This is a genomic window from Serratia sp. BNK-4, assembly GCF_048685115.1.
Lineage (GTDB): Bacteria > Pseudomonadota > Gammaproteobacteria > Enterobacterales > Enterobacteriaceae > Serratia > Serratia bockelmannii.
The window spans coordinates 2,630,536-2,648,076 of record NZ_JBLQTM010000001.1; the positions used below are offsets into that span (position 1 = coordinate 2,630,536).

The window sequence follows — 17,541 nt, forward strand, 5'->3', positions numbered from 1 at the left end:
GTTTGGCCTCAACGTGGGGGGAGCCACTCTTTATTGGTGTATGCCGTCAAAACGTGGTCTTGCCACTGGCCATCGATCAGCAGGTAATCCTTGGCGTAACCTTCGCGTTCGAATCCCAGACGCGTCAGCAATGCGCCGCTGCGCTGGTTGTGCGGCATATAGTTGGCCATGATGCGGTGCATGCGCTGTTGGCGCAGCATATAGCGGATGGCGGACTGCAAGGCTTCGAACATCAGCCCTTGCCCCTGCCATTTCTCCCCCAGCGAATAGCCGAGGAAACAGGCGTGAAACGAACCGCGCAACACGTTACTGAAGTTCGCCACACCGCGCACTTCCTGCTCTTCCGGATCGAGCAGGATAAAATAGTAGGCGCTGCCCTGCTTTTGCATTTCAGCGATCATCCCCAGGCGCGCCTGCCAGCCGGACGGATAACAGTGGCTTTCATCGCGCACCGGCTCCCAGGGTTTGAGAAAGGTCCGGTTCTCGGCATAATAGTCCGCCAGACGATAGGCGTCCCGTTCATGCACTAAACGGACCACCATCCGGTCGGTAGTAAGACGTACTTTTGGCGATGCAGAGCGGTAGCCGAACATCATTTCCCCCGCAGTCAAAACGGTTCGATAAGAAGTATTTATTGGGAAGTCGCATGGTGAATTATCCGGCGCCGATCTAATGCCATGACTTTATTTAGCCAATAGCGCCTCAGAACCGCACTTCCCTGCATTCAATATAACCGTAGCCCGCCCCCGAGGTAAAATCCCGGTCGCTCAGTAAATCGCCGAACACGCGTTTTACGGCGTTTTTCCGCCCATTTTGCAGCGCAGGTAACACCTTGACGATAAAAAAATATTATCTACTCCGCCCCTGTCGCCGTCTGGCAATTGGGTAGAGAATGGTGGGGTTGCCTTCCCCTCTCTCTTAATTGCTCATGGTGATGCATGTCTCTGGTGTCGCAAGCGCGCAGCTTGGGTAAATATTTTCTGTTGCTCGACAACCTGCTGGTGGTTTTAGGCTTCTTTGTCGTGTTCCCGCTTATTTCGATCCGCTTTGTCGATCAATTAGGGTGGGCGGCGCTGATCGTCGGCATCGCGCTGGGTTTGCGTCAGCTGCTGCAACAAGGGCTCGGCATCTTTGGCGGCGCCATCGCCGATCGCTTCGGCGCCAAGCCGATGATCGTCACCGGCATGCTGCTGCGCGCCGCCGGTTTCGCTACCATGGCGATGGCGGATGAGCCTTGGATCCTGTGGTTCTCCTGCGCGCTGTCCGCCCTCGGCGGCACGTTATTCGATCCGCCGCGCACCGCTTTGGTAATCAAGTTGACCCGCCCGCATGAACGCGGCCGTTTTTTCTCGCTGCTGATGATGCAGGACAGCGCGGGGGCGGTGGTCGGCGCGCTGATCGGCAGTTGGCTGCTGCAGTACGATTTCCACTTTGTCTGCTGGGTTGGGGCGGCGATCTTCGTGCTCGCCGCTGGCTGGAACGCTTGGCTACTGCCGGCTTACCGCATCTCTACCGTGCGTATACCGATGAAGGAAGGCATGTTGCGGGTACTGCGCGATCGCCGCTTCCTCACCTATGTCCTGACGCTGACCGGTTACTATATGCTGGCGGTACAGGTGATGCTGATGCTGCCGATCGTGGTCAACGAAATCGCCGGTTCACCGGCGGCAGTAAAATGGATGTATGCGATTGAAGCGGCGCTGTCATTGTCGCTGCTCTATCCGTTGGCGCGTTGGGGAGAAAAACACTTCCGGCTTGAGCAGCGCCTGATGGCGGGCCTGTTGCTAATGACGCTCAGCCTGTTGCCGATTGGCCTCGCCACCAGCCTGCAGGGGGTGTTCACACTGATCTGCTGCTTCTATCTGGGATCGATTATCGCCGAGCCGGCGCGCGAAACGCTAAGCGCTTCGCTGGCGGATCCGCGTGCACGCGGCAGCTATATGGGCTTCAGTCGCCTTGGCCTGGCGCTGGGTGGCGCGTTGGGTTACACCGGCGGCGGCTGGATGTACGATACCGGACGCACGATGAACATGCCGGAGCTGCCCTGGTTGCTGCTTGGGGCAGTAGGCTTCGCTACGCTGCTGGCGCTGTACTGGCAGTTCAGCCCACGACGCAGCGCCCCGATGATGCTGCGCGGCGGTTAACGCCATAGAAATCCGGCCGAATCGGCAACAGCTGCTATCCTGTTAGTAAAAACACCCACAGGAGCCCGTCGGCATGAGCGAAGAAGCAAAATTACCGCAACTACTCGAACATATGATACTGAACTTGCGCATGATTTATGCGCGTTCCACCCTAGTGGAAAAAGCACTGGCCCACATCCTCGCCAGCGACGCCGGCCTGAAGGACGATATTATCAAGCAGCTGCAGGTCGTCACCGCCGCCAACGAACGTGACAGAATCGACCTCGAAGAAGCTCGCATTCACCTGATCGATGTGCTCAACTCGGTACCGGCCAAGAAATAACGCCCTCTAGCCCGTGCCGGTGCGCGGGCAATATCGCAATAACGCACCATCCAACACACGCACGTCAAGACAGCCTCGATAAGCTGTGGTAACTATTGCTGTTAAAACCTGACAACCCGGAGCAAGCATGAAACTGTTCATTTACGATCATTGCCCATTCTGCGTTAAAGCCCGCATGATTTTCGGCCTGAAACGTTTGCCGATTCGCCTGGTCACGTTGCTCAACGACGATGAGACGACCCCGTTCAACCTGATCGGCAAAAAAATGGTGCCGATTCTGATTAAAGACAACGGTGAAGCGATGCCGGAAAGCCTGGATATCGTACGCCATGTCGATGGGTTGGACGGCAAGCCGGTCCTGACCGGCCGCACCAACCCGGCTATCGCCGAATGGCTGCAGCGGGCCGGCAGCTACAGCGCAAAATTGCTGCTGCCGCGTATTGCGCATGCCGATTTCGAAGAGTTTGCCACCGCCAGTGCGCGCCAGTACTTTATCGATAAAAAACAGGCGTCAATCGGAGATTTCGCCGAACATCTCGCCAACAGCGCCGATCTGATCGCCCAGTTGGAGGCCGATCTGCAAACCCTGTCACCGCTGATCGTCTCCACTGACGCGGTGAACGGCGAGCTGTCCGAGGACGACATTCACCTGTTCCCGCTGCTACGCTCGTTGTCGATCGTCGCCGGGGTTGCGCTGCCGGATAACGTGGAAGCCTACCGCAACCGCATGGCGCAACGCAGCGAGGTGCCGTTGCTACTGGATATGGAACAATAACGTTCGAGAGTCACAAAAAGGACATGGCGTATTGATGTTGAAAATGGTGCTCGCCACCGCTCGCGATCGGGCGCGGCTGAAGGAAATTACCTCCGTTCTGATTCGTTATGGTCTGCAAGACGTTCTGCGCTTGCTGGGCCTGGGGGCATTGCTGCGCGGTGTCCGCGGCGAGCCCGCCCTGCAGGACACACAGACCCTGCCTGAACGGCTGCGGGAGGCGCTCGAGGCGCTGGGCCCCACCTTCGTCAAATTCGGTCAGATCCTGGCCACGCGTTCTGACCTCCTGGATCCGGCCTGGACCGACGAACTGGATCGCCTGCACAGCCAAGCGGCGGTATTGCCATGGGAGACACTGGCGCCGCAGATCGTTGCCGATCTGGGGGGCGAGCCCGAGCACCTGTTTGCCGAGTTCGATCGCACGCCGCTGGCGGCAGCGTCGATGGCGCAAATTTACCGCGCCCGCTTGCACAGTGGCGAACAGGTGGTGGTGAAAGTGCTGCGGCCCGGCCTGGCGAAAACCATCCACGCCGATCTGCGGCTGCTGGCCTCGCTGGCGGAAACCGTGGAGCAGCAGAGCCCCACGCTGGCACGCTATCGGCCGCGGCAGATGGTCCGAGCGCTGGCGACGGCGCTCAATCACGAGCTGGATTTGACTCACGAAGGGCATAACTGCGATCGCGTCGCCAAGATGTTTGCACGAGAACCCGACGTGGTCGTGCCGAAAATCTATTGGCAATGGTCGTCTCCGCGTCTGTTAGTGCAGGAATACTTGCCCGGTACCGCGCCGGAGAACCCTCAGCAATTGGCGGCGGCAGGCTTTGACGGCCCGCTGCTGGCGCAACGCGGCGCCCGCGCCTTTATGAGCATGGTGCTGGAGCATCGGCTGTATCACGCCGATCCCCACCCCGGCAACGTCATGGCGCTGAGCGGTGACCGCGTCGGTTTTATCGACTTCGGTATGGTGGGCCAGCTGTCCGAGCGGCGGCGCAACCAGTTGCTCCTGCTGCTGCAGGCCATCGCCGATCGCCAATCCGAAGGCATCGTTAACACGCTGATCGCCTGGTCGGACAGCGAACCGTTGGACCTGCTGGATCTGGAGTTGGCGGCGCAAAACTTTCTCGACAAACAGGCCGCCGCCACCCTGACGCTGGGCAAAGCCTTGACCGACCTGCTGGTGATGGCGCGTGAACACCAGCTGGCGCTGCCGCCCGATCTGGTGCTGCTGTTCAAGGCGTTAATCACCGCCGACGGCGTGCTGCACCGATTGGATCCGGCCTTCGACATCGTCGCCACGCTCAAGCCGATGCTGCAACAAACGGTGCTGCAGCGCTATGCCCCCGACGCCGTGCACCAGCGGTTGTTGGCCCTGGGCGGGGAAGCGCTCGACGCCGGAGAGGAGCTGCCGCAAACCCTGCGGTTGTTGGTACGTCGCCTGAAGCGGGGGCAGCTCAATGCCGAGATCAACGTCAAGAACCTCGGCCAATTGAGCAAAGCGCTGGAACGCGCCGCCGTCACGCTGGCTATCGCCATCGTCACCGCCGCTTTTGCTCTGGGCCTGGCGCCTTATCTGATGCATTCTTCGCTGCGGCTGTGGGGCATCCCGCTGTTCCCGCTGTTGGGGAGCGCGGCCTGCGTGGCCGGCGTAATTCTCTTGGCGCTACGATTGCGGCGCTGATGCTTTCGGCGTTATCCGATAGGTCTCACCCGCTTTTGCGCGCACTATCCTTTGCACATCGCCGCCTGTCGTTTTCACGCGCAGGCGGAACGTTTATAATGATTAATCAATTATCTGCAGCACTTTTCGCCAGCAGTCGCAATGAGGCATTAATGAAGAAGATCCTGATGGGCGCAGCCGCCCTGCTGTTCGCCGGCGTATTGGCCGGTTGCAATCAACTGACCCAGTACACCCTGAGCGAGCAGGAAGTGAATGATTACCTGCAGAAACACAACGACTATCAGAAGCAGATCGGCGTGCCCGGCTTGGTGGACGCCAATATCGTGCTGACTCAGCTGCAAAGCCAAATCGGCCGCAGCGAACCGGGTAAAGTTACCCTTTCCGGCGACGCCAAGGTCAATATCACGTCGATTCTCGGCCCGCAAACCGCGGATCTGAAGCTGACGCTGAAGGCGCAGCCGGTTTACGACCGGGCGCAGGGCGCCATTTTCCTGAAGGACATGGAGCTGACTGATTACAGCGTGCAGCCGGAAAAAATGCAGACGGTAATGAAAGCGCTGACGCCGTATCTTAACCAGTCACTGAAGTCTTACTTCGACCAAAAGCCGGCTTATGTGCTAAATCCTGACAACAGCAAAACCGAAGCGCTGGCGAAAAAACTGGCGAAGGGGTTGGAAGTGAAGCCGGGTGAGTTGGTGATCCCGTTCAGCGACTGACCTCGTCTTGATGCATCAAGCCCGCCACCAGGCGGGCTTTTTATTGCAAAACAGTATTACTGCGGCGCGCTGTAGGCGATTTCGCCGGTGTTGCAGTTGAGCGTCACGTTGTAGGTTTTATCTGCCTTGGTGCCACGCACCGTCAACGGTACCTGCCACACCTGATCCTTGCCGGTGATGGCATCCGGGCTCACCCAGGCGATCGGGGTTGCGGTGCCCAGCAGTTTTTTGTCCGCCTCCCAACGCGTGATGCGGTTCTGCAAGAAGTCGCGCTTGACCTGGGCGGCGATATCCGCCGGCTGCAGGCCTGCACACTGCCCCACCTTGGCGGTGCGTTGCTCGTGATCCTGCGCCCACACCGCGGTTGATGCTCCCATCATGGCCAACAAGGCGATAGCCAAACCCATTTTTTTCATATGTCCTCCCGTTGTGATTAGCGCTATCCGGGCGCCCATCCCTGGCTCACAACAGGGTTTCGGCAAAGAGTTACCGTTTGACGAACTCGATGACAAACAGCGCATCCAGGCCCGGATAGATTTCCTTGATCACCTGCTTCAGTTCGCCGAGCGACATGTTTTCCTGCTGTGCGTGGCGTTCGGTCAGCGCATCCAGGCGCACCGGCGTTACCGACAGCACTTCGATAAAACAGAAAAAGACGCCGTCTTCATTGCGGCTTACGCGCAATACCTCGCCCGGTTCGAAGTGCGACTCACTGGCATCCCGAATGGTGATGGTTTTACGCCCGGCCAGAATGTCTTGCTCAAAGCGGCTGAAGAAAGTTATTTCACGGCTCATTTTAGATCCTTTTTCATCACAACACCGCAACATAAGTCATTATGCTGCTTGCTTTTCTGACGCAGATCCCTCTTTTGGGTTAGATGTCGCTTTTTTCGCTTTGCTTTCCGCCGGTTTTTTGAGGGTTTCCACCGGCGATGCGCCGCGCAGAATCAGGCCCAGCGCATCCTTGTTTTCCGCCAGGAAGAAGCTCAGCCCTTCGCGCTGTTCGTCATCCAGGTTCAGCGGCGCCTGCTGCAGCCACTCCCCGAGATTGTCCGCCAGGTCCAGCATTTTGTCGTAGGCGTCGGCTTCTTTCTTGCTCGCGAAAGTCATTTTTTCCTCACCGTTTCTCACCACCACATATTTAACTTCAACCGCCATGCGTGCGTCCTCAAAAACTCAAATTACTGTAATTATGTACAGTATAAATAGATCGTGGCGGGAAGGCAAACCGCCGCCCGCCTTCGGCTTATTTCAGCAGCCGCACCTTGCAGCTTTTGCCTTTGATTTTGCCCTGCTGCAACTGTTGCAGCGCCTTGCGCGCGCTGGCTTTGCGGATTGCGACATAGGCATGCACTGGGAACATGTCAATCTTGCCCACTTCCGCCGCTGTCAGCCCGGCATCACCGGTCAGCGCCCCGAGAATATCGCCGGGACGGATCTTCGCCTTGCGGCCGCCGTCGATGCACAGCGTCACCATCTCCGCCTCCAGCGAGCCGTTGGCCGCCCCGCTCAGCTCGGACACCGGCGACCAGTCGACGCTCATCTGCAGGTAGTCTTCAATCGCGTGCGCCCGCGCCATTTCCTGCGGCGTGCACAGGCTGATCGCCAACCCGCTCATGCCGGCGCGGCCGGTACGGCCAATACGGTGCACATGCACTTCGGGATCGAACGCCAGTTCGTAGTTGACCACCAGCTCCAGCTCTTTAATATCCAGCCCGCGTGCGGCAACGTCGGTCGCCACCAATACCCGGCAACTGCGGTTGGCGAAACGCACCAACACCTGGTCGCGGTCGCGCTGTTCCAGATCGCCATGCAGCGCCAGCGCGCTGATGCCGCGGGCCTCCAGGGCCTCAAGCACCGTCTGACAATCGCGTTTGGTATTGCAGAACACCACGCAGGACGCGGGTTGATGATAGCGAATAGCCGACACCAGGAGCGCCGGGCGCTGATCGCGCGTAGTCTCATAAAAGCGTTGTTCGATGGAGGCCTGCGCTTCTCCATCGTCCACCTCGACGCTCAGCGGCTGGCGTTGAACGCGCGCGCTGATGCGCTCGATACCTGCCGGGTACGTGGCGGAAAACAGCAGCGTCTGACGTTGCGGCGGCGTATAGCTGATCACATCGTCGATGTCGTCGGCGAACCCCATGTCCAGCATGCGATCGGCCTCATCCAGCACCAGCACCTTCAGCTCGTCCAACTGCAGCGTTTTCTTGCGCAGGTGTTCCTGGATACGGCCCGGCGTCCCCACCACGATGTGCGGCGCATGCACCAGCGAATCGAGCTGCGGCCCCATCGGCTGACCGCCGCACAGCGTCAGGATCTTGATGTTTTGCGTGAAACGCGCCAGGCGGCGCAGCTCTTTGCTCACCTGATCGGCCAGCTCGCGGGTGGGACAGAGCACCAGCGCCTGCGTGGCGACCTGACCGACGACGATACTGTTCAGCAGACCAATGCCGAAGGCCGCCGTTTTACCGCTGCCGGTTTTCGCCTTGGCGCGCACGTCCCGCCCTTGCAGGATGGCGGGCAACGCGGCGGCCTGTACCGGCGTCATTTCGGCGTACCCCAGTTCGTTGAGGTTGGCCAACTGTTCGGCTGGCAGCGGCAGGGAAGAAAAAGAAACTGTGCTCACGGCGATAACTCTTATATGACGAATGGAATGGCGGCGCGCCCGCAGGTTGGCGCCGAATCAGGGGTAAATGATAACAGAGATGGGCGGCGTTACGGGGTGCGGGCATAAAAAAACCCGCCGGCGGCGGGTTTCTTGGCAACGCAGTCGTTAAATCGCAACGACGTTGGCTGCAGCAGGGCCACGTTGGCTGTCCTGGATGGAGAATTCAACCTGCTGGCCTTCAGCCAGGGTTTTGAACCCATCGCTAACGATAGCGGAAAAATGAACGAAAACGTCTTTAGAACCGTCGGCAGGCGTGATGAAGCCGAAACCTTTGCTTTCGTTGAACCATTTAACGTGACCAGTGATCTTGCTCATTTGTGTTTCCTTTACTTGATAAACCTGCCTTAACGGCACGAGACGCGAAAACCCTGTGATATGTAGGCCTTCTTTCGCCGTCGGTTATTAACGCATAATCGCTCATGCAGGGCAAATATTTCTGTTTGTTATAAAAACAGTCAGTTAGCAACAAACTTGGCGCAGCGGCTGTGAACGCAATCGTTTTCGTATATACTGCCCGCCGATCATCAATCCGCTTACTTTCACCGATCCAGGTACGACACTATGTTAACGATTGGAACCGCCCTGCGCCCTTCCGCCACCCGCGTTATGTTGCTCGGCTCCGGGGAGCTGGGTAAAGAAGTCGCCATTGAATGCCAGCGCCTCGGTCTGGAAGTGATCGCCGTCGATCGCTATCCCGACGCCCCCGCCATGCATGTGGCGCACCGCAGCCACGTCATCAATATGCTGGATGGTGACGCGCTGAAAGCCGTTATCGAACAAGAGCGGCCTGACTATATCGTTCCCGAAATCGAAGCGATCGCCACTGCCATGCTGGTCGAGCTTGAACGCCAGGGCCACCGCGTGGTGCCCTGTGCCGAAGCCACCCGCCTGACGATGAACCGTGAAGGCATCCGCCGTCTGGCGGCGGAAGAGCTCGCTCTGCCCACCTCCAGCTACCGCTTTGCCGACAGTGAAATCGCCTTCCGGCAGGCGGTCGAACACATCGGCTACCCGTGCATCGTCAAACCGGTGATGAGCTCCTCCGGCAAAGGCCAAAGCCTGATCCGCACGCCCGAACAGCTGCAAAGCGCCTGGGATTACGCCCAACAGGGTGGCCGTGCCGGTGGTGGCCGGGTGATCGTCGAAGGGCTGGTAAGATTTGATTTTGAAATTACGCTGCTGACCATCAGCGCCGTGGACGGCGTGCATTTCTGCGAGCCGATCGGGCACCGTCAGGAAGACGGAGATTATCGCGAATCCTGGCAGCCTCAGCGTATGTCGGCTACGGCGCTGAGCCGTGCTCAGGCTATCGCGGAGAAGGTGGTGAAAGCCCTGGGTGGCTTCGGCCTGTTCGGCGTGGAGCTGTTCGTCTGCGGCGACGACGTGATCTTCAGCGAAGTGTCGCCACGCCCGCACGATACCGGCATGGTTACGTTGATCTCACAGGATCTGTCTGAGTTCGCCCTACACGTGCGCGCGTTTCTCGGTTTGCCGATCGGCGCTATCCGCCAGTTCGGCCCTTCCGCTTCGGCGGTGATCCTGCCACAGCTCACCAGCACCGATGTGCGCTTCAGCGGATTGGAAAACGCGCTGCGCGGGCACAACCAGCTGCGTCTGTTCGGCAAGCCGGAAATCGCCGGCCAGCGCCGCCTGGGTGTAGCGCTGGCGACGGCGGACACCACGGAACTCGCGGTGGAACAAGCGAAACAGGCCGCTGCCGCCGTGGCGGCCAACGGTTGACACTCACGGGGCCGCTTACGCGGCCCCGATAACATCAATAGTCTTCGTCTTCTTCAGCATCGTCGTCCCGCGACGCCTCCGGTGCGGCATCCTGCTGTTCGTCTTCGTCATCAAACAGCACCGCAACCTGAGCGCCCTGATGCTGCTCACGAATTTCCTGCGCAACGCGAGCAATGGCCTCACCGCTGCTCATGCCCTGTTCCATCAGCTGATGGATACGATCCGCCGCTTCCTGCTGCTCCGCGTGGCTCAGTAATGGCATACCTGCATGCATGTGTCGTTCTCTCCGGCAAAAGGGAGAGCGAGTATACGCGCTAACGCGGCGGATCCCAACGTCTTGTGGCTCAGGCCGGTTGCGAACAGCCGTTATCGCTGCGCCACTGCTTCAGGCGATGCCGCCACAGCATGACATGCCACCCCTGCTTCAGGCCGCGCGTATTGGCGAACATCGCTCTGTCGATGCCGCGCTGATAGAACTCTTCGGTAATCTGACTCTGGGCGGCCGGATCCGGCTCACGACGGATACTGTGACAAATGCCCAACGCCTCACGGGTGATTTGCCAATGGAAAGCGGGACGAATGGCGACAGTGCCCGCATAGCGCCGGTTGAGCCGCTCCAGCATTTCGACGATTTTCATATAGTGACGCTGATACTCTACGTTCGCTTTGCCGGTGCGACGACGGTTACTGATCGACTTGTCGTGCACCCGTTGCCGGTACAGCGGCGTGCTTAAATATTTGACCCGTTTGGCATTAAACATGACTTCCGTCGTCCAGGGAATATCCTGGTGATGCAACCCCGGCTCAAAATAAAGCCGATGCAGGCGAATAAAATCGAGGCGATATATTGCCAGCCATACAACATGAATAAACTTTCGCGACTTCAATGCACGTTCGAACCACTGAACGCCAGTGATAACGTCGGTAGTGCGTAAACGCGCCTCGGGAAAAATCGGCTGTAATTCGTCTTGGCTGGTAAAATAGCGTTCACCATTACATTGCATCACGTCTAATTGGTGTCGTTCTGCCTGTTCCAACAGCGTGGAATACATCTCGGGCGCCAATAAATCGTCGGCGTCCGGAAACGCCACATATTTACCTCGGGCAACGGCGAGCCCGGCATTACGTGCATTAGAAACGCCGGCATTGGCTTGATCGATCACGCGAATATGCGGATGCACCGCCGCGTAACGGTGCGCAATCTCTCCCGAACCGTCGGTGGAACCATCGTTGACGATGATCACCTCCAACCGTTGCTCGCGCTGGGCCAGCAGCGAGACCAGGAACGGCTCCAATAACTCCCCCGCATTGTGCATCGGGACGATGACGCTCAGCATTAACGACATAGGTAGCTCTTCAATAATAATGTAACAAAATGATAATTTTATTTTTTTAAAAAATAGAAACCGCTTCAGCGCACGAGCGAAATAAAACGCGAACCTTCACATTTCCGCCGCAGGCTAAATAAGATTAATCTTGTTTGTCTTTTCATGCTTTCGACAAGAAAAGCGTTCCACAACAAGGGATAACTTTCACAAGACGGCCACCATGAAAAAACACAGGCAAAACCGTTTCGCATCGCCAGCTTAATAACAGCAAGCAACAATAAAAGTATGAAATTAACGAACCTTTTTTATATTTCTCGGGTCTTGCGCCCTCGATGAATAAACGTCCAGTGCATTTGACGTTAAATTTTTAACATATCGAAGTATAATCAATGGCGCAAAAAATGCCTTATCTCAGGTTTATTGAACTGCCGTTTATGTGAACTGTGCTCCATGTCGCGCGTGGCAAAACATGCATGACGTGACCGTCTATGGCACACTAGCCGCCAGATATCGCCGTCCTCACAGCCAGGTTTATTGACGTTCATGAGCGTAACCGCCCCAAACATAAAATCTTTGCCCTACAGCCGCAGTGCCCTGATGACGCTTTTCGCCCCGATTTCAACCCACCCGTGGGCGATGCTGCTGCATTCGGGCTTCGCCGACCATTCGCATAACCGCTTCGACATCCTGGTCGCGCAGCCGTGCGTTACGCTCACCACCCAGGGCGCCAGCACGAAAATAGAAAGTGACGGCGTCACTATTCAGTCGAAGGAAGATCCATTCTCCCTGCTGCAGCAACACCTGGTGGCGCAAGGTTGGCAACCGGCGTTTAACCCGGATCTGCCATTTCAGGGCGGCGCACTGGGGCTGTTCGGCTACGATCTCGGGCGGCGGGTGGAAAGCTTGCCGCAGTTGGCCGCAGCCGACCTCGCCTTGCCGGACATGGCGGTGGGCATTTATGACTGGGCGCTGATCGCCGATCACCGTCTGCAAACCCTGACGCTGCTCAGCTATGGCGACGTGGAACAGCGCTGGTGCTGGCTCAATAGCCAAACCGCGCCGACAGAACGCCCTTTCACGCTGCTGAGCGACTGGCGCGCCAATATGAGCCGGCGGCAATACGGCGAGAAATTCCAACGTATTCAGCGCTACCTGCGCAGCGGTGACTGTTACCAAATTAATCTGGCGCAACGGTTCTCCGCCGACTATCAGGGAGATGAGTGGCAGGCTTTCTGTCGATTGAGCGCCTGCAACCGCGCGCCGTTCTCGGCCTTCCTGCGCCTGCCGCACAACAGCGTACTGAGCGTCTCTCCCGAGCGCTTCCTGTGGCTGGAGCAGCAGCGCATCCAAACCCGCCCGATCAAGGGCACGCTGCCGCGGCTGGCGGACGCGGAACAGGACGCCGCTCAGGCTCGCCGTTTGGCCGATTCCCCCAAGGATCGCGCTGAAAATCTGATGATCGTCGATCTGCTGCGCAACGATATCGGCCGTGTCGCCCAGCCTGGCAGCGTACGGGTGCCGGAACTGTTTGCCGTGGAGCCGTTTCCCGCCGTGCATCACCTGGTGAGCACTATCACCGCAACCCTGCCGGAACAGACCTCGGCGGCCGAACTGCTGCGCGCCTGCTTCCCCGGCGGCTCGATCACCGGCGCGCCCAAGGTGCGGGCGATGGAAATCATCGAAGAGCTGGAGCCGCAGCGCCGCAATGCCTATTGCGGCAGTATCGGTTACCTAAGCGCCTGCGGCACCATGGACACCAATATCACCATCCGCACGCTCGTCACCGAAAACGGCCGCATCCACTGCTCCGCCGGTGGCGGCATCGTGGCGGACAGCCAGGAGCAGGCGGAATACCAGGAGACCTTTGACAAGGTTGGCCGTATTCTGCCGCAGCTTGGGGAGTGTGCCCTGTCGTGATCCCATCGAACACACCGGCCTCACTGCACGCCTTTATCAGCCGTTTTCAACTGCAGCTGCCCCAGGCGGCGCAGATCTCGCACAATGTGCGCCCGGCGGCGGTGCTGATCCCGATCGTCTGCCGCGCAGAGCCGACGCTGCTGTTGACCCGCCGCGCCGACTCGCTGCGCAAACATGCCGGCCAGGTGGCCTTCCCCGGCGGTAAAACCGATGCCGAAGACGGGTCGGCGATCGTCACGGCGCTGCGAGAAGCGCAGGAAGAAGTGGCGATACCACCGCAGGCGGTGACCGTCCTCGGCCAAATGGCGCCGCTCGACAGCAGCACCGGATTTCAGGTCACGCCCATCGTCGGCCTGGTCTCGCCGGATGTGCAGTTCCACGCCAATGAGGGTGAAGTGGCGGACGTGTTCGAGATGCCCTTGAGGGAAGCGCTGACCCTGTCGCGTTACTATCCGCTGGATATTCATCGCGCCGGCCATACGCACCGCATTTACCTCTCCTGGTATCACAGCCAGTTTATCTGGGGGCTGACCGCAGCCATCATTCGGCGTCTGGCGCAGCAGGTCAGTATTTAGCCCATATTACGTGATCTGACTCGCAATCTGGCATGGCCGACGGCCTCCGCTGCCGGTAAAGCGATCGAAATCACTTCATTTGAACGCTTTTTCAACTACCGTTCCGATTGAATGGTTTTAAAAAAACTGTAAACCCTCTCTTAAACCTTACGAAATACCTGTAAAATACCACCGTCCGAGATAAACCACTGTAGAAACAGGGATTAAGCCGGCGGCGTTCAGCACGGAAAGCTGGCGCGATTACCGCTAATGGAGCTTGGGCGAAAGCGGATACCTCGCATAAGGGTTCGCCCCGGGTAATCAGTAAAAAAAGCGACACCACGGATTATTTAATTTCATGCGAAAAAGGCAGCCGAACCCGCACGGCCCTTTTACAATATCGCTGTTCCCTGCGCGGTTTTTAACCGCCGCAGCCATAACAATACGTCTCTTTAAGGAGTTTTAGCGTGATTAGCGTTTTCGACATGTTTAAGATCGGCATCGGCCCGTCCAGCTCTCATACGGTTGGACCGATGAAAGCCGGCAAACAGTTTGTCGACGATCTGGTAAATAAAGGCCTGATGCCTTCTATCACGCGTGTTGCCGTAGACGTTTACGGCTCACTCTCATTGACCGGTAAAGGTCACCATACCGATATCGCCATCATTCTCGGCCTGGCCGGCAACATGCCGGACACCGTCGATATCGATAGCATTCCTGGCTTTATTCGCGATGTAGAACAACGTCAACGCCTGATGCTGGCCAACGGCCTGCATGAAGTCGATTTCCCACGCGACGGCGGCATGGTCTTCCGCAGCGACAACCTACCGCTGCACGAGAACGGCATGCAAATCCACGCCTTCGCCGGCGATAAAGAAGTGTACAGCAAGACCTATTACTCCATCGGCGGCGGTTTCATCGTCGACGAGGAGAACTTCGGTAAGGACGCCGAGCAAGAGCTGCAAATGCCTTATCCATTCAACTCCGCGCGCGAAATGCTCGACCACTGCCGCGAGACCGGGCTGTCACTGTCCGGCATGGTGATGCAGAACGAACTGGCGCTGCACAGCAAGCAAGAGATCGAAACCTACTTCGGCAACGTCTGGCAAACCATGCGTGCCTGTATCGATCGCGGTCTGAACACCGAAGGCGTGCTGCCGGGGCCGCTGCGCGTACCGCGCCGTGCTTCCGCGTTGCGCCGCATGCTGGTGGCGTCGGACAAACTGTCTAACGATCCGATGAACGTGATCGACTGGGTCAACATGTTCGCGCTGGCGGTGAACGAAGAAAACGCCGCCGGCGGCCGCGTCGTCACCGCGCCGACCAACGGTGCCTGCGGCATCGTGCCTGCGGTGCTGGCTTACTACGATCACTTTATCGAGTCCGTCAGCCCGGATATCTACATCCGTTACTTTATGGCAGCGGGCGCCATCGGCGCGTTGTACAAGATGAACGCGTCCATTTCCGGCGCCGAAGTCGGGTGTCAGGGCGAAGTCGGCGTGGCCTGCTCCATGGCGGCCGCAGGCCTGGCTGAACTGCTGGGCGGCAGCCCTGAGCAGGTCTGTGTGGCGGCGGAAATCGGCATGGAACACAACCTGGGGCTGACCTGTGACCCGGTCGCCGGCCAGGTACAGGTGCCGTGCATCGAGCGCAACGCCATCGCCTCGGTCAAGGCGATCAACGCCGCCCGCATGGCTCTGCGCCGCACCAGCGAACCGCGCGTTTCGCTGGATAAGGTGATCGAGACCATGTACGAAACCGGCAAAGACATGAACGCCAAATACCGAGAAACGTCACGCGGTGGCCTGGCAATCAAGGTGCAATGCGACTGACAGACAACCCCGCCGCCCGGCGGGGTTTTTTATGGGCAATCAATTCATTGACCGTTTTTAGTGACAATGTCACCAGAAAATATCCTGCATTTTTCTCATCGATCCAGCGGTTAGCCTGCAAATTGACCTTCTGTTTTGCCAAATCGAAATAATTTACTGAGTTACCATCAATCTTGTATAACCTCAGGCTAGAATTAGCCGAGCGCAACTTAAGGAGCTGTGGCCTGACTGTGACTCGGAGCTGGATTACCGAACAAGGATTTACCGGATGTTGATGACCCACCTCGCCGCGTCCCAATATCGTTACTACCGTTGGCTGCTGGCCGGAGCGGTGGGCGTGGCTATTCTGTTGGTATCGCTGTATACCCGTTACTATCAAGAGGTCAAAAGCATCGAGCAGAGCCAGCAAACGTTGGCCACCCGCACCGTCGGCAAAATTGACCAGCTGTTGTCCCCCGCGCAGCTGCAGGCGGAACGCAGTATGGACATGCTGGAACAACCCTGCGAGAACGTCTCATCGACCCTGCGCTTTCGCGCCGCGCAAAATCAGGCGCTGCGCGCCATGCTGCTGGTAAAAAATGGCATCATCTACTGCTCCAGTCTGTTTGGCGCCCGACATTATCAGTTGGCTGCAGTGCTGCCGATTTTCGTCAACAGCAACGTCAGGCTGGCGCTGCGCCCTTCGTTGGCGGTGAGCAAAGGACTGCCCACGTTGGTGATGTGGACACCCTCCCCCGGCGATAGAAGCAGCGGCGTGCTGCACGTCTTCAATATCGAGCTGTTATCGAACTTTTTACTCGAACCCCAGGAGCCTTATGTTCAGCGCATGGTGCTGAACGTAGCCGACAGCAGCCTGGAATACGGGCGCCGCGAAATCCTGCGCCGCGACACCCTGACCAACGATCTGCGTTACACCACCGGTTCCGAGCGTTACCCGTTCTCGATTTCGCTGTTCGGCCCGCAGGTCGGCATGTTGGCGTTTTCCGCACTGCCGCGCCATATCCCGCTGGCGCTGCTGATCAGCCTGCTGGCGGCCTATGTGGTCTACCTGCTCACCGCTAACCGCATGAGCCTGTCTTACCACATTGGCCATGCCATTACCCATCGGGAGTTCCGCGTTTACTGCCAACCGATCATTCACAGCGATACCGGGCGCTGTGCCGGCGTCGAGATGCTGCTGCGTTGGAAAAAGAAGCGGCAGGGGTGGATCTCGCCAGACGTGTTTATTCCGTTGGCCGAGCAGCATGACCTCATCATTCCGCTCACTCGCTATCTAATGAACACCGTGACGGAAAATCTGCAGCTGTTCCCGCCACGACCGTCCTTCTACATCAGCATTAACGTTGCTGCCGAGCATTTTAAAACGCTCAACATCATCGACGATATCCGCCAGATTTGGCTGCCGGCACATCCGATGCCCTCATTGATGCTGGAGCTGACCGAACGCACCGCGCTGTCGGCGATCCAGTATGACCAGATTCGCACGCTGAAAGACATGGGGATCATGCTGGCTATCGACGATTTCGGCACCGGCCACAGCTCGCTGAGCTACCTGAAAAACCTCAGCCCGGACGTATTGAAGATCGACCGCGGGTTTACCGCGGCCATCGGCACCGACGCGGTCAACGCCACGGTGACCGACACCATCATTACGCTGGCGCAGAGGCTGAAGCTGAAACTGGTGGCAGAGGGGGTCGAAACGGAGGAACAGGCCGACTATCTGCGCTCACGCGAGGTCAATGCCCTGCAGGGGTATTATTTCGCCAAGCCGATGCCGATCCACGTTTTCCCGCTGTGGTTGCAACAGTACGAATCGCGCGTCAGGAAAGCGGAAGAGGATCCGCCGGAGGCCTGAGCCCCCGGCGGG

General features: G+C 58.3%; 18 protein-coding genes. 10 read left to right on the forward strand and 8 right to left on the reverse strand.

Annotated elements, in window-relative coordinates; translation table 11 throughout:
- Window positions 1–8: 8 nt before the first annotated feature.
- The gene (gene rimJ, locus ACMGGW_RS12670; protein ID WP_025303142.1) at window positions 9–593 is read right to left on the reverse strand and encodes a ribosomal protein S5-alanine N-acetyltransferase; all 585 of its coding nucleotides are present in this window, start codon (window positions 591–593) and stop codon (window positions 9–11) included.
- A gap of 345 nt (window positions 594–938) precedes the next feature.
- Between rimJ and mdtH the strand changes: the two genes are divergently transcribed.
- From mdtH to ACMGGW_RS12695, 5 genes are all read left to right on the forward strand, one after another.
- Window positions 939–2,144, forward strand: coding sequence for a multidrug efflux MFS transporter MdtH (gene mdtH, locus ACMGGW_RS12675; RefSeq protein ID WP_025303143.1), 1,206 nt, complete (start codon window positions 939–941; stop codon window positions 2,142–2,144).
- A gap of 73 nt (window positions 2,145–2,217) precedes the next feature.
- Complete coding sequence (locus ACMGGW_RS12680; RefSeq protein WP_043143592.1) at window positions 2,218–2,466, forward strand: hypothetical protein; 249 nt, start codon at window positions 2,218–2,220, stop codon at window positions 2,464–2,466.
- 127 nt (window positions 2,467–2,593) lie between these two features.
- Window positions 2,594–3,241, forward strand: a complete 648-nt coding sequence (gene grxB / locus ACMGGW_RS12685; protein ID WP_197832268.1) for a glutaredoxin 2 — start codon at window positions 2,594–2,596, stop codon at window positions 3,239–3,241.
- A gap of 34 nt (window positions 3,242–3,275) precedes the next feature.
- The gene (locus tag ACMGGW_RS12690) at window positions 3,276–4,916 is read left to right on the forward strand and encodes an AarF/UbiB family protein (RefSeq protein ID WP_197832269.1); all 1,641 of its coding nucleotides are present in this window, start codon (window positions 3,276–3,278) and stop codon (window positions 4,914–4,916) included.
- Window positions 4,917–5,068: 152 nt separating this feature from the next.
- On the forward strand, window positions 5,069–5,632 hold the full coding sequence (locus ACMGGW_RS12695; RefSeq protein WP_025303147.1) for a lipoprotein: 564 nt from the start codon (window positions 5,069–5,071) through the stop codon (window positions 5,630–5,632).
- A gap of 56 nt (window positions 5,633–5,688) precedes the next feature.
- Here the strand turns inward: ACMGGW_RS12695 and yebF are convergent, their stop codons facing one another.
- The 5 genes from yebF to cspE all read right to left on the reverse strand — a co-directional run bounded on the left by yebF (window position 5,689) and on the right by cspE (window position 8,618).
- Window positions 5,689–6,048 carry a protein YebF gene (gene yebF, locus ACMGGW_RS12700; protein ID WP_060433258.1) on the reverse strand — a complete coding sequence of 120 codons (360 nt, stop codon included), beginning with the start codon at window positions 6,046–6,048 and terminating at the stop codon, window positions 5,689–5,691.
- 70 nt (window positions 6,049–6,118) lie between these two features.
- Complete coding sequence (yqfB, locus tag ACMGGW_RS12705) at window positions 6,119–6,427, reverse strand: N(4)-acetylcytidine aminohydrolase (protein WP_004927562.1); 309 nt, start codon at window positions 6,425–6,427, stop codon at window positions 6,119–6,121.
- Window positions 6,428–6,466: 39 nt separating this feature from the next.
- Window positions 6,467–6,790 carry a YebG family protein gene (locus tag ACMGGW_RS12710; protein WP_197832270.1) on the reverse strand — a complete coding sequence of 108 codons (324 nt, stop codon included), beginning with the start codon at window positions 6,788–6,790 and terminating at the stop codon, window positions 6,467–6,469.
- Between the two features lie 88 nt (window positions 6,791–6,878).
- The gene (gene dbpA / locus ACMGGW_RS12715; RefSeq protein WP_043143580.1) at window positions 6,879–8,261 is read right to left on the reverse strand and encodes an ATP-dependent RNA helicase DbpA; all 1,383 of its coding nucleotides are present in this window, start codon (window positions 8,259–8,261) and stop codon (window positions 6,879–6,881) included.
- A gap of 147 nt (window positions 8,262–8,408) precedes the next feature.
- The gene (cspE, locus tag ACMGGW_RS12720) at window positions 8,409–8,618 is read right to left on the reverse strand and encodes a cold shock-like protein CspC (RefSeq protein WP_004927572.1); all 210 of its coding nucleotides are present in this window, start codon (window positions 8,616–8,618) and stop codon (window positions 8,409–8,411) included.
- A gap of 246 nt (window positions 8,619–8,864) precedes the next feature.
- Between cspE and purT the strand changes: the two genes are divergently transcribed.
- A complete protein-coding gene (gene purT, locus ACMGGW_RS12725) occupies window positions 8,865–10,043 on the forward strand; it encodes a formate-dependent phosphoribosylglycinamide formyltransferase (RefSeq protein ID WP_197832271.1) in 1,179 nt (392 codons plus the stop codon).
- Between the two features lie 34 nt (window positions 10,044–10,077).
- Here purT and ACMGGW_RS12730 read toward each other — a convergent pair whose 3' ends face one another.
- Together ACMGGW_RS12730 and ACMGGW_RS12735 are read right to left on the reverse strand one after the other, a co-directional pair.
- On the reverse strand, window positions 10,078–10,317 hold the full coding sequence (locus ACMGGW_RS12730) for a YoaH family protein (protein ID WP_025303152.1): 240 nt from the start codon (window positions 10,315–10,317) through the stop codon (window positions 10,078–10,080).
- A 70-nt stretch (window positions 10,318–10,387) separates the two neighbouring features.
- The gene (locus tag ACMGGW_RS12735; RefSeq protein ID WP_025303153.1) at window positions 10,388–11,389 is read right to left on the reverse strand and encodes a glycosyltransferase; all 1,002 of its coding nucleotides are present in this window, start codon (window positions 11,387–11,389) and stop codon (window positions 10,388–10,390) included.
- Between the two features lie 525 nt (window positions 11,390–11,914).
- Between ACMGGW_RS12735 and pabB the strand changes: the two genes are divergently transcribed.
- The 4 genes from pabB (at window position 11,915) to ACMGGW_RS12755 (ending at window position 17,529) form a co-directional block, all read left to right on the forward strand.
- A complete protein-coding gene (gene pabB / locus ACMGGW_RS12740) occupies window positions 11,915–13,288 on the forward strand; it encodes an aminodeoxychorismate synthase component 1 (RefSeq protein ID WP_043143602.1) in 1,374 nt (457 codons plus the stop codon).
- Window positions 13,285–13,863, forward strand: coding sequence for a CoA pyrophosphatase (locus ACMGGW_RS12745; RefSeq protein ID WP_025303155.1), 579 nt, complete (start codon window positions 13,285–13,287; stop codon window positions 13,861–13,863). The genes pabB and ACMGGW_RS12745 overlap by 4 nt, the downstream gene beginning before the upstream one ends.
- Window positions 13,864–14,309: 446 nt before the next feature.
- Complete coding sequence (gene sdaA / locus ACMGGW_RS12750) at window positions 14,310–15,674, forward strand: L-serine ammonia-lyase (RefSeq protein ID WP_025303156.1); 1,365 nt, start codon at window positions 14,310–14,312, stop codon at window positions 15,672–15,674.
- A gap of 268 nt (window positions 15,675–15,942) precedes the next feature.
- Entirely contained in the window at window positions 15,943–17,529 is a 1,587-nt protein-coding gene (locus ACMGGW_RS12755; protein WP_197832272.1) for an EAL domain-containing protein, read from the forward strand.
- Window positions 17,530–17,541: the final 12 nt, after the last annotated feature.

What these genes read in the sequence shown, in the direction of transcription:
- ACMGGW_RS12710 (WP_197832270.1), bottom strand. Translation starts at nt 6,790, where the DNA reads ATGGCGGTTGAAGTTAAATATGTGGTGGTGAGAAACGGTGAGGAAAAA.
- rimJ (WP_025303142.1), bottom strand. Translation starts at nt 593, where the DNA reads ATGTTCGGCTACCGCTCTGCATCGCCAAAAGTACGTCTTACTACCGAC.
- yqfB (WP_004927562.1), bottom strand. Translation starts at nt 6,427, where the DNA reads ATGAGCCGTGAAATAACTTTCTTCAGCCGCTTTGAGCAAGACATTCTG.
- purT (WP_197832271.1), top strand. Translation starts at nt 8,865, where the DNA reads ATGTTAACGATTGGAACCGCCCTGCGCCCTTCCGCCACCCGCGTTATG.
- ACMGGW_RS12690 (WP_197832269.1), top strand. Translation starts at nt 3,276, where the DNA reads ATGTTGAAAATGGTGCTCGCCACCGCTCGCGATCGGGCGCGGCTGAAG.
- yebF (WP_060433258.1), bottom strand. Translation starts at nt 6,048, where the DNA reads ATGAAAAAAATGGGTTTGGCTATCGCCTTGTTGGCCATGATGGGAGCA.
- ACMGGW_RS12680 (WP_043143592.1), top strand. Translation starts at nt 2,218, where the DNA reads ATGAGCGAAGAAGCAAAATTACCGCAACTACTCGAACATATGATACTG.
- pabB (WP_043143602.1), top strand. Translation starts at nt 11,915, where the DNA reads ATGAGCGTAACCGCCCCAAACATAAAATCTTTGCCCTACAGCCGCAGT.
- grxB (WP_197832268.1), top strand. Translation starts at nt 2,594, where the DNA reads ATGAAACTGTTCATTTACGATCATTGCCCATTCTGCGTTAAAGCCCGC.
- cspE (WP_004927572.1), bottom strand. Translation starts at nt 8,618, where the DNA reads ATGAGCAAGATCACTGGTCACGTTAAATGGTTCAACGAAAGCAAAGGT.
- ACMGGW_RS12755 (WP_197832272.1), top strand. Translation starts at nt 15,943, where the DNA reads ATGTTGATGACCCACCTCGCCGCGTCCCAATATCGTTACTACCGTTGG.
- ACMGGW_RS12730 (WP_025303152.1), bottom strand. Translation starts at nt 10,317, where the DNA reads ATGCATGCAGGTATGCCATTACTGAGCCACGCGGAGCAGCAGGAAGCG.
- ACMGGW_RS12735 (WP_025303153.1), bottom strand. Translation starts at nt 11,389, where the DNA reads ATGTCGTTAATGCTGAGCGTCATCGTCCCGATGCACAATGCGGGGGAG.
- ACMGGW_RS12695 (WP_025303147.1), top strand. Translation starts at nt 5,069, where the DNA reads ATGAAGAAGATCCTGATGGGCGCAGCCGCCCTGCTGTTCGCCGGCGTA.
- mdtH (WP_025303143.1), top strand. Translation starts at nt 939, where the DNA reads ATGTCTCTGGTGTCGCAAGCGCGCAGCTTGGGTAAATATTTTCTGTTG.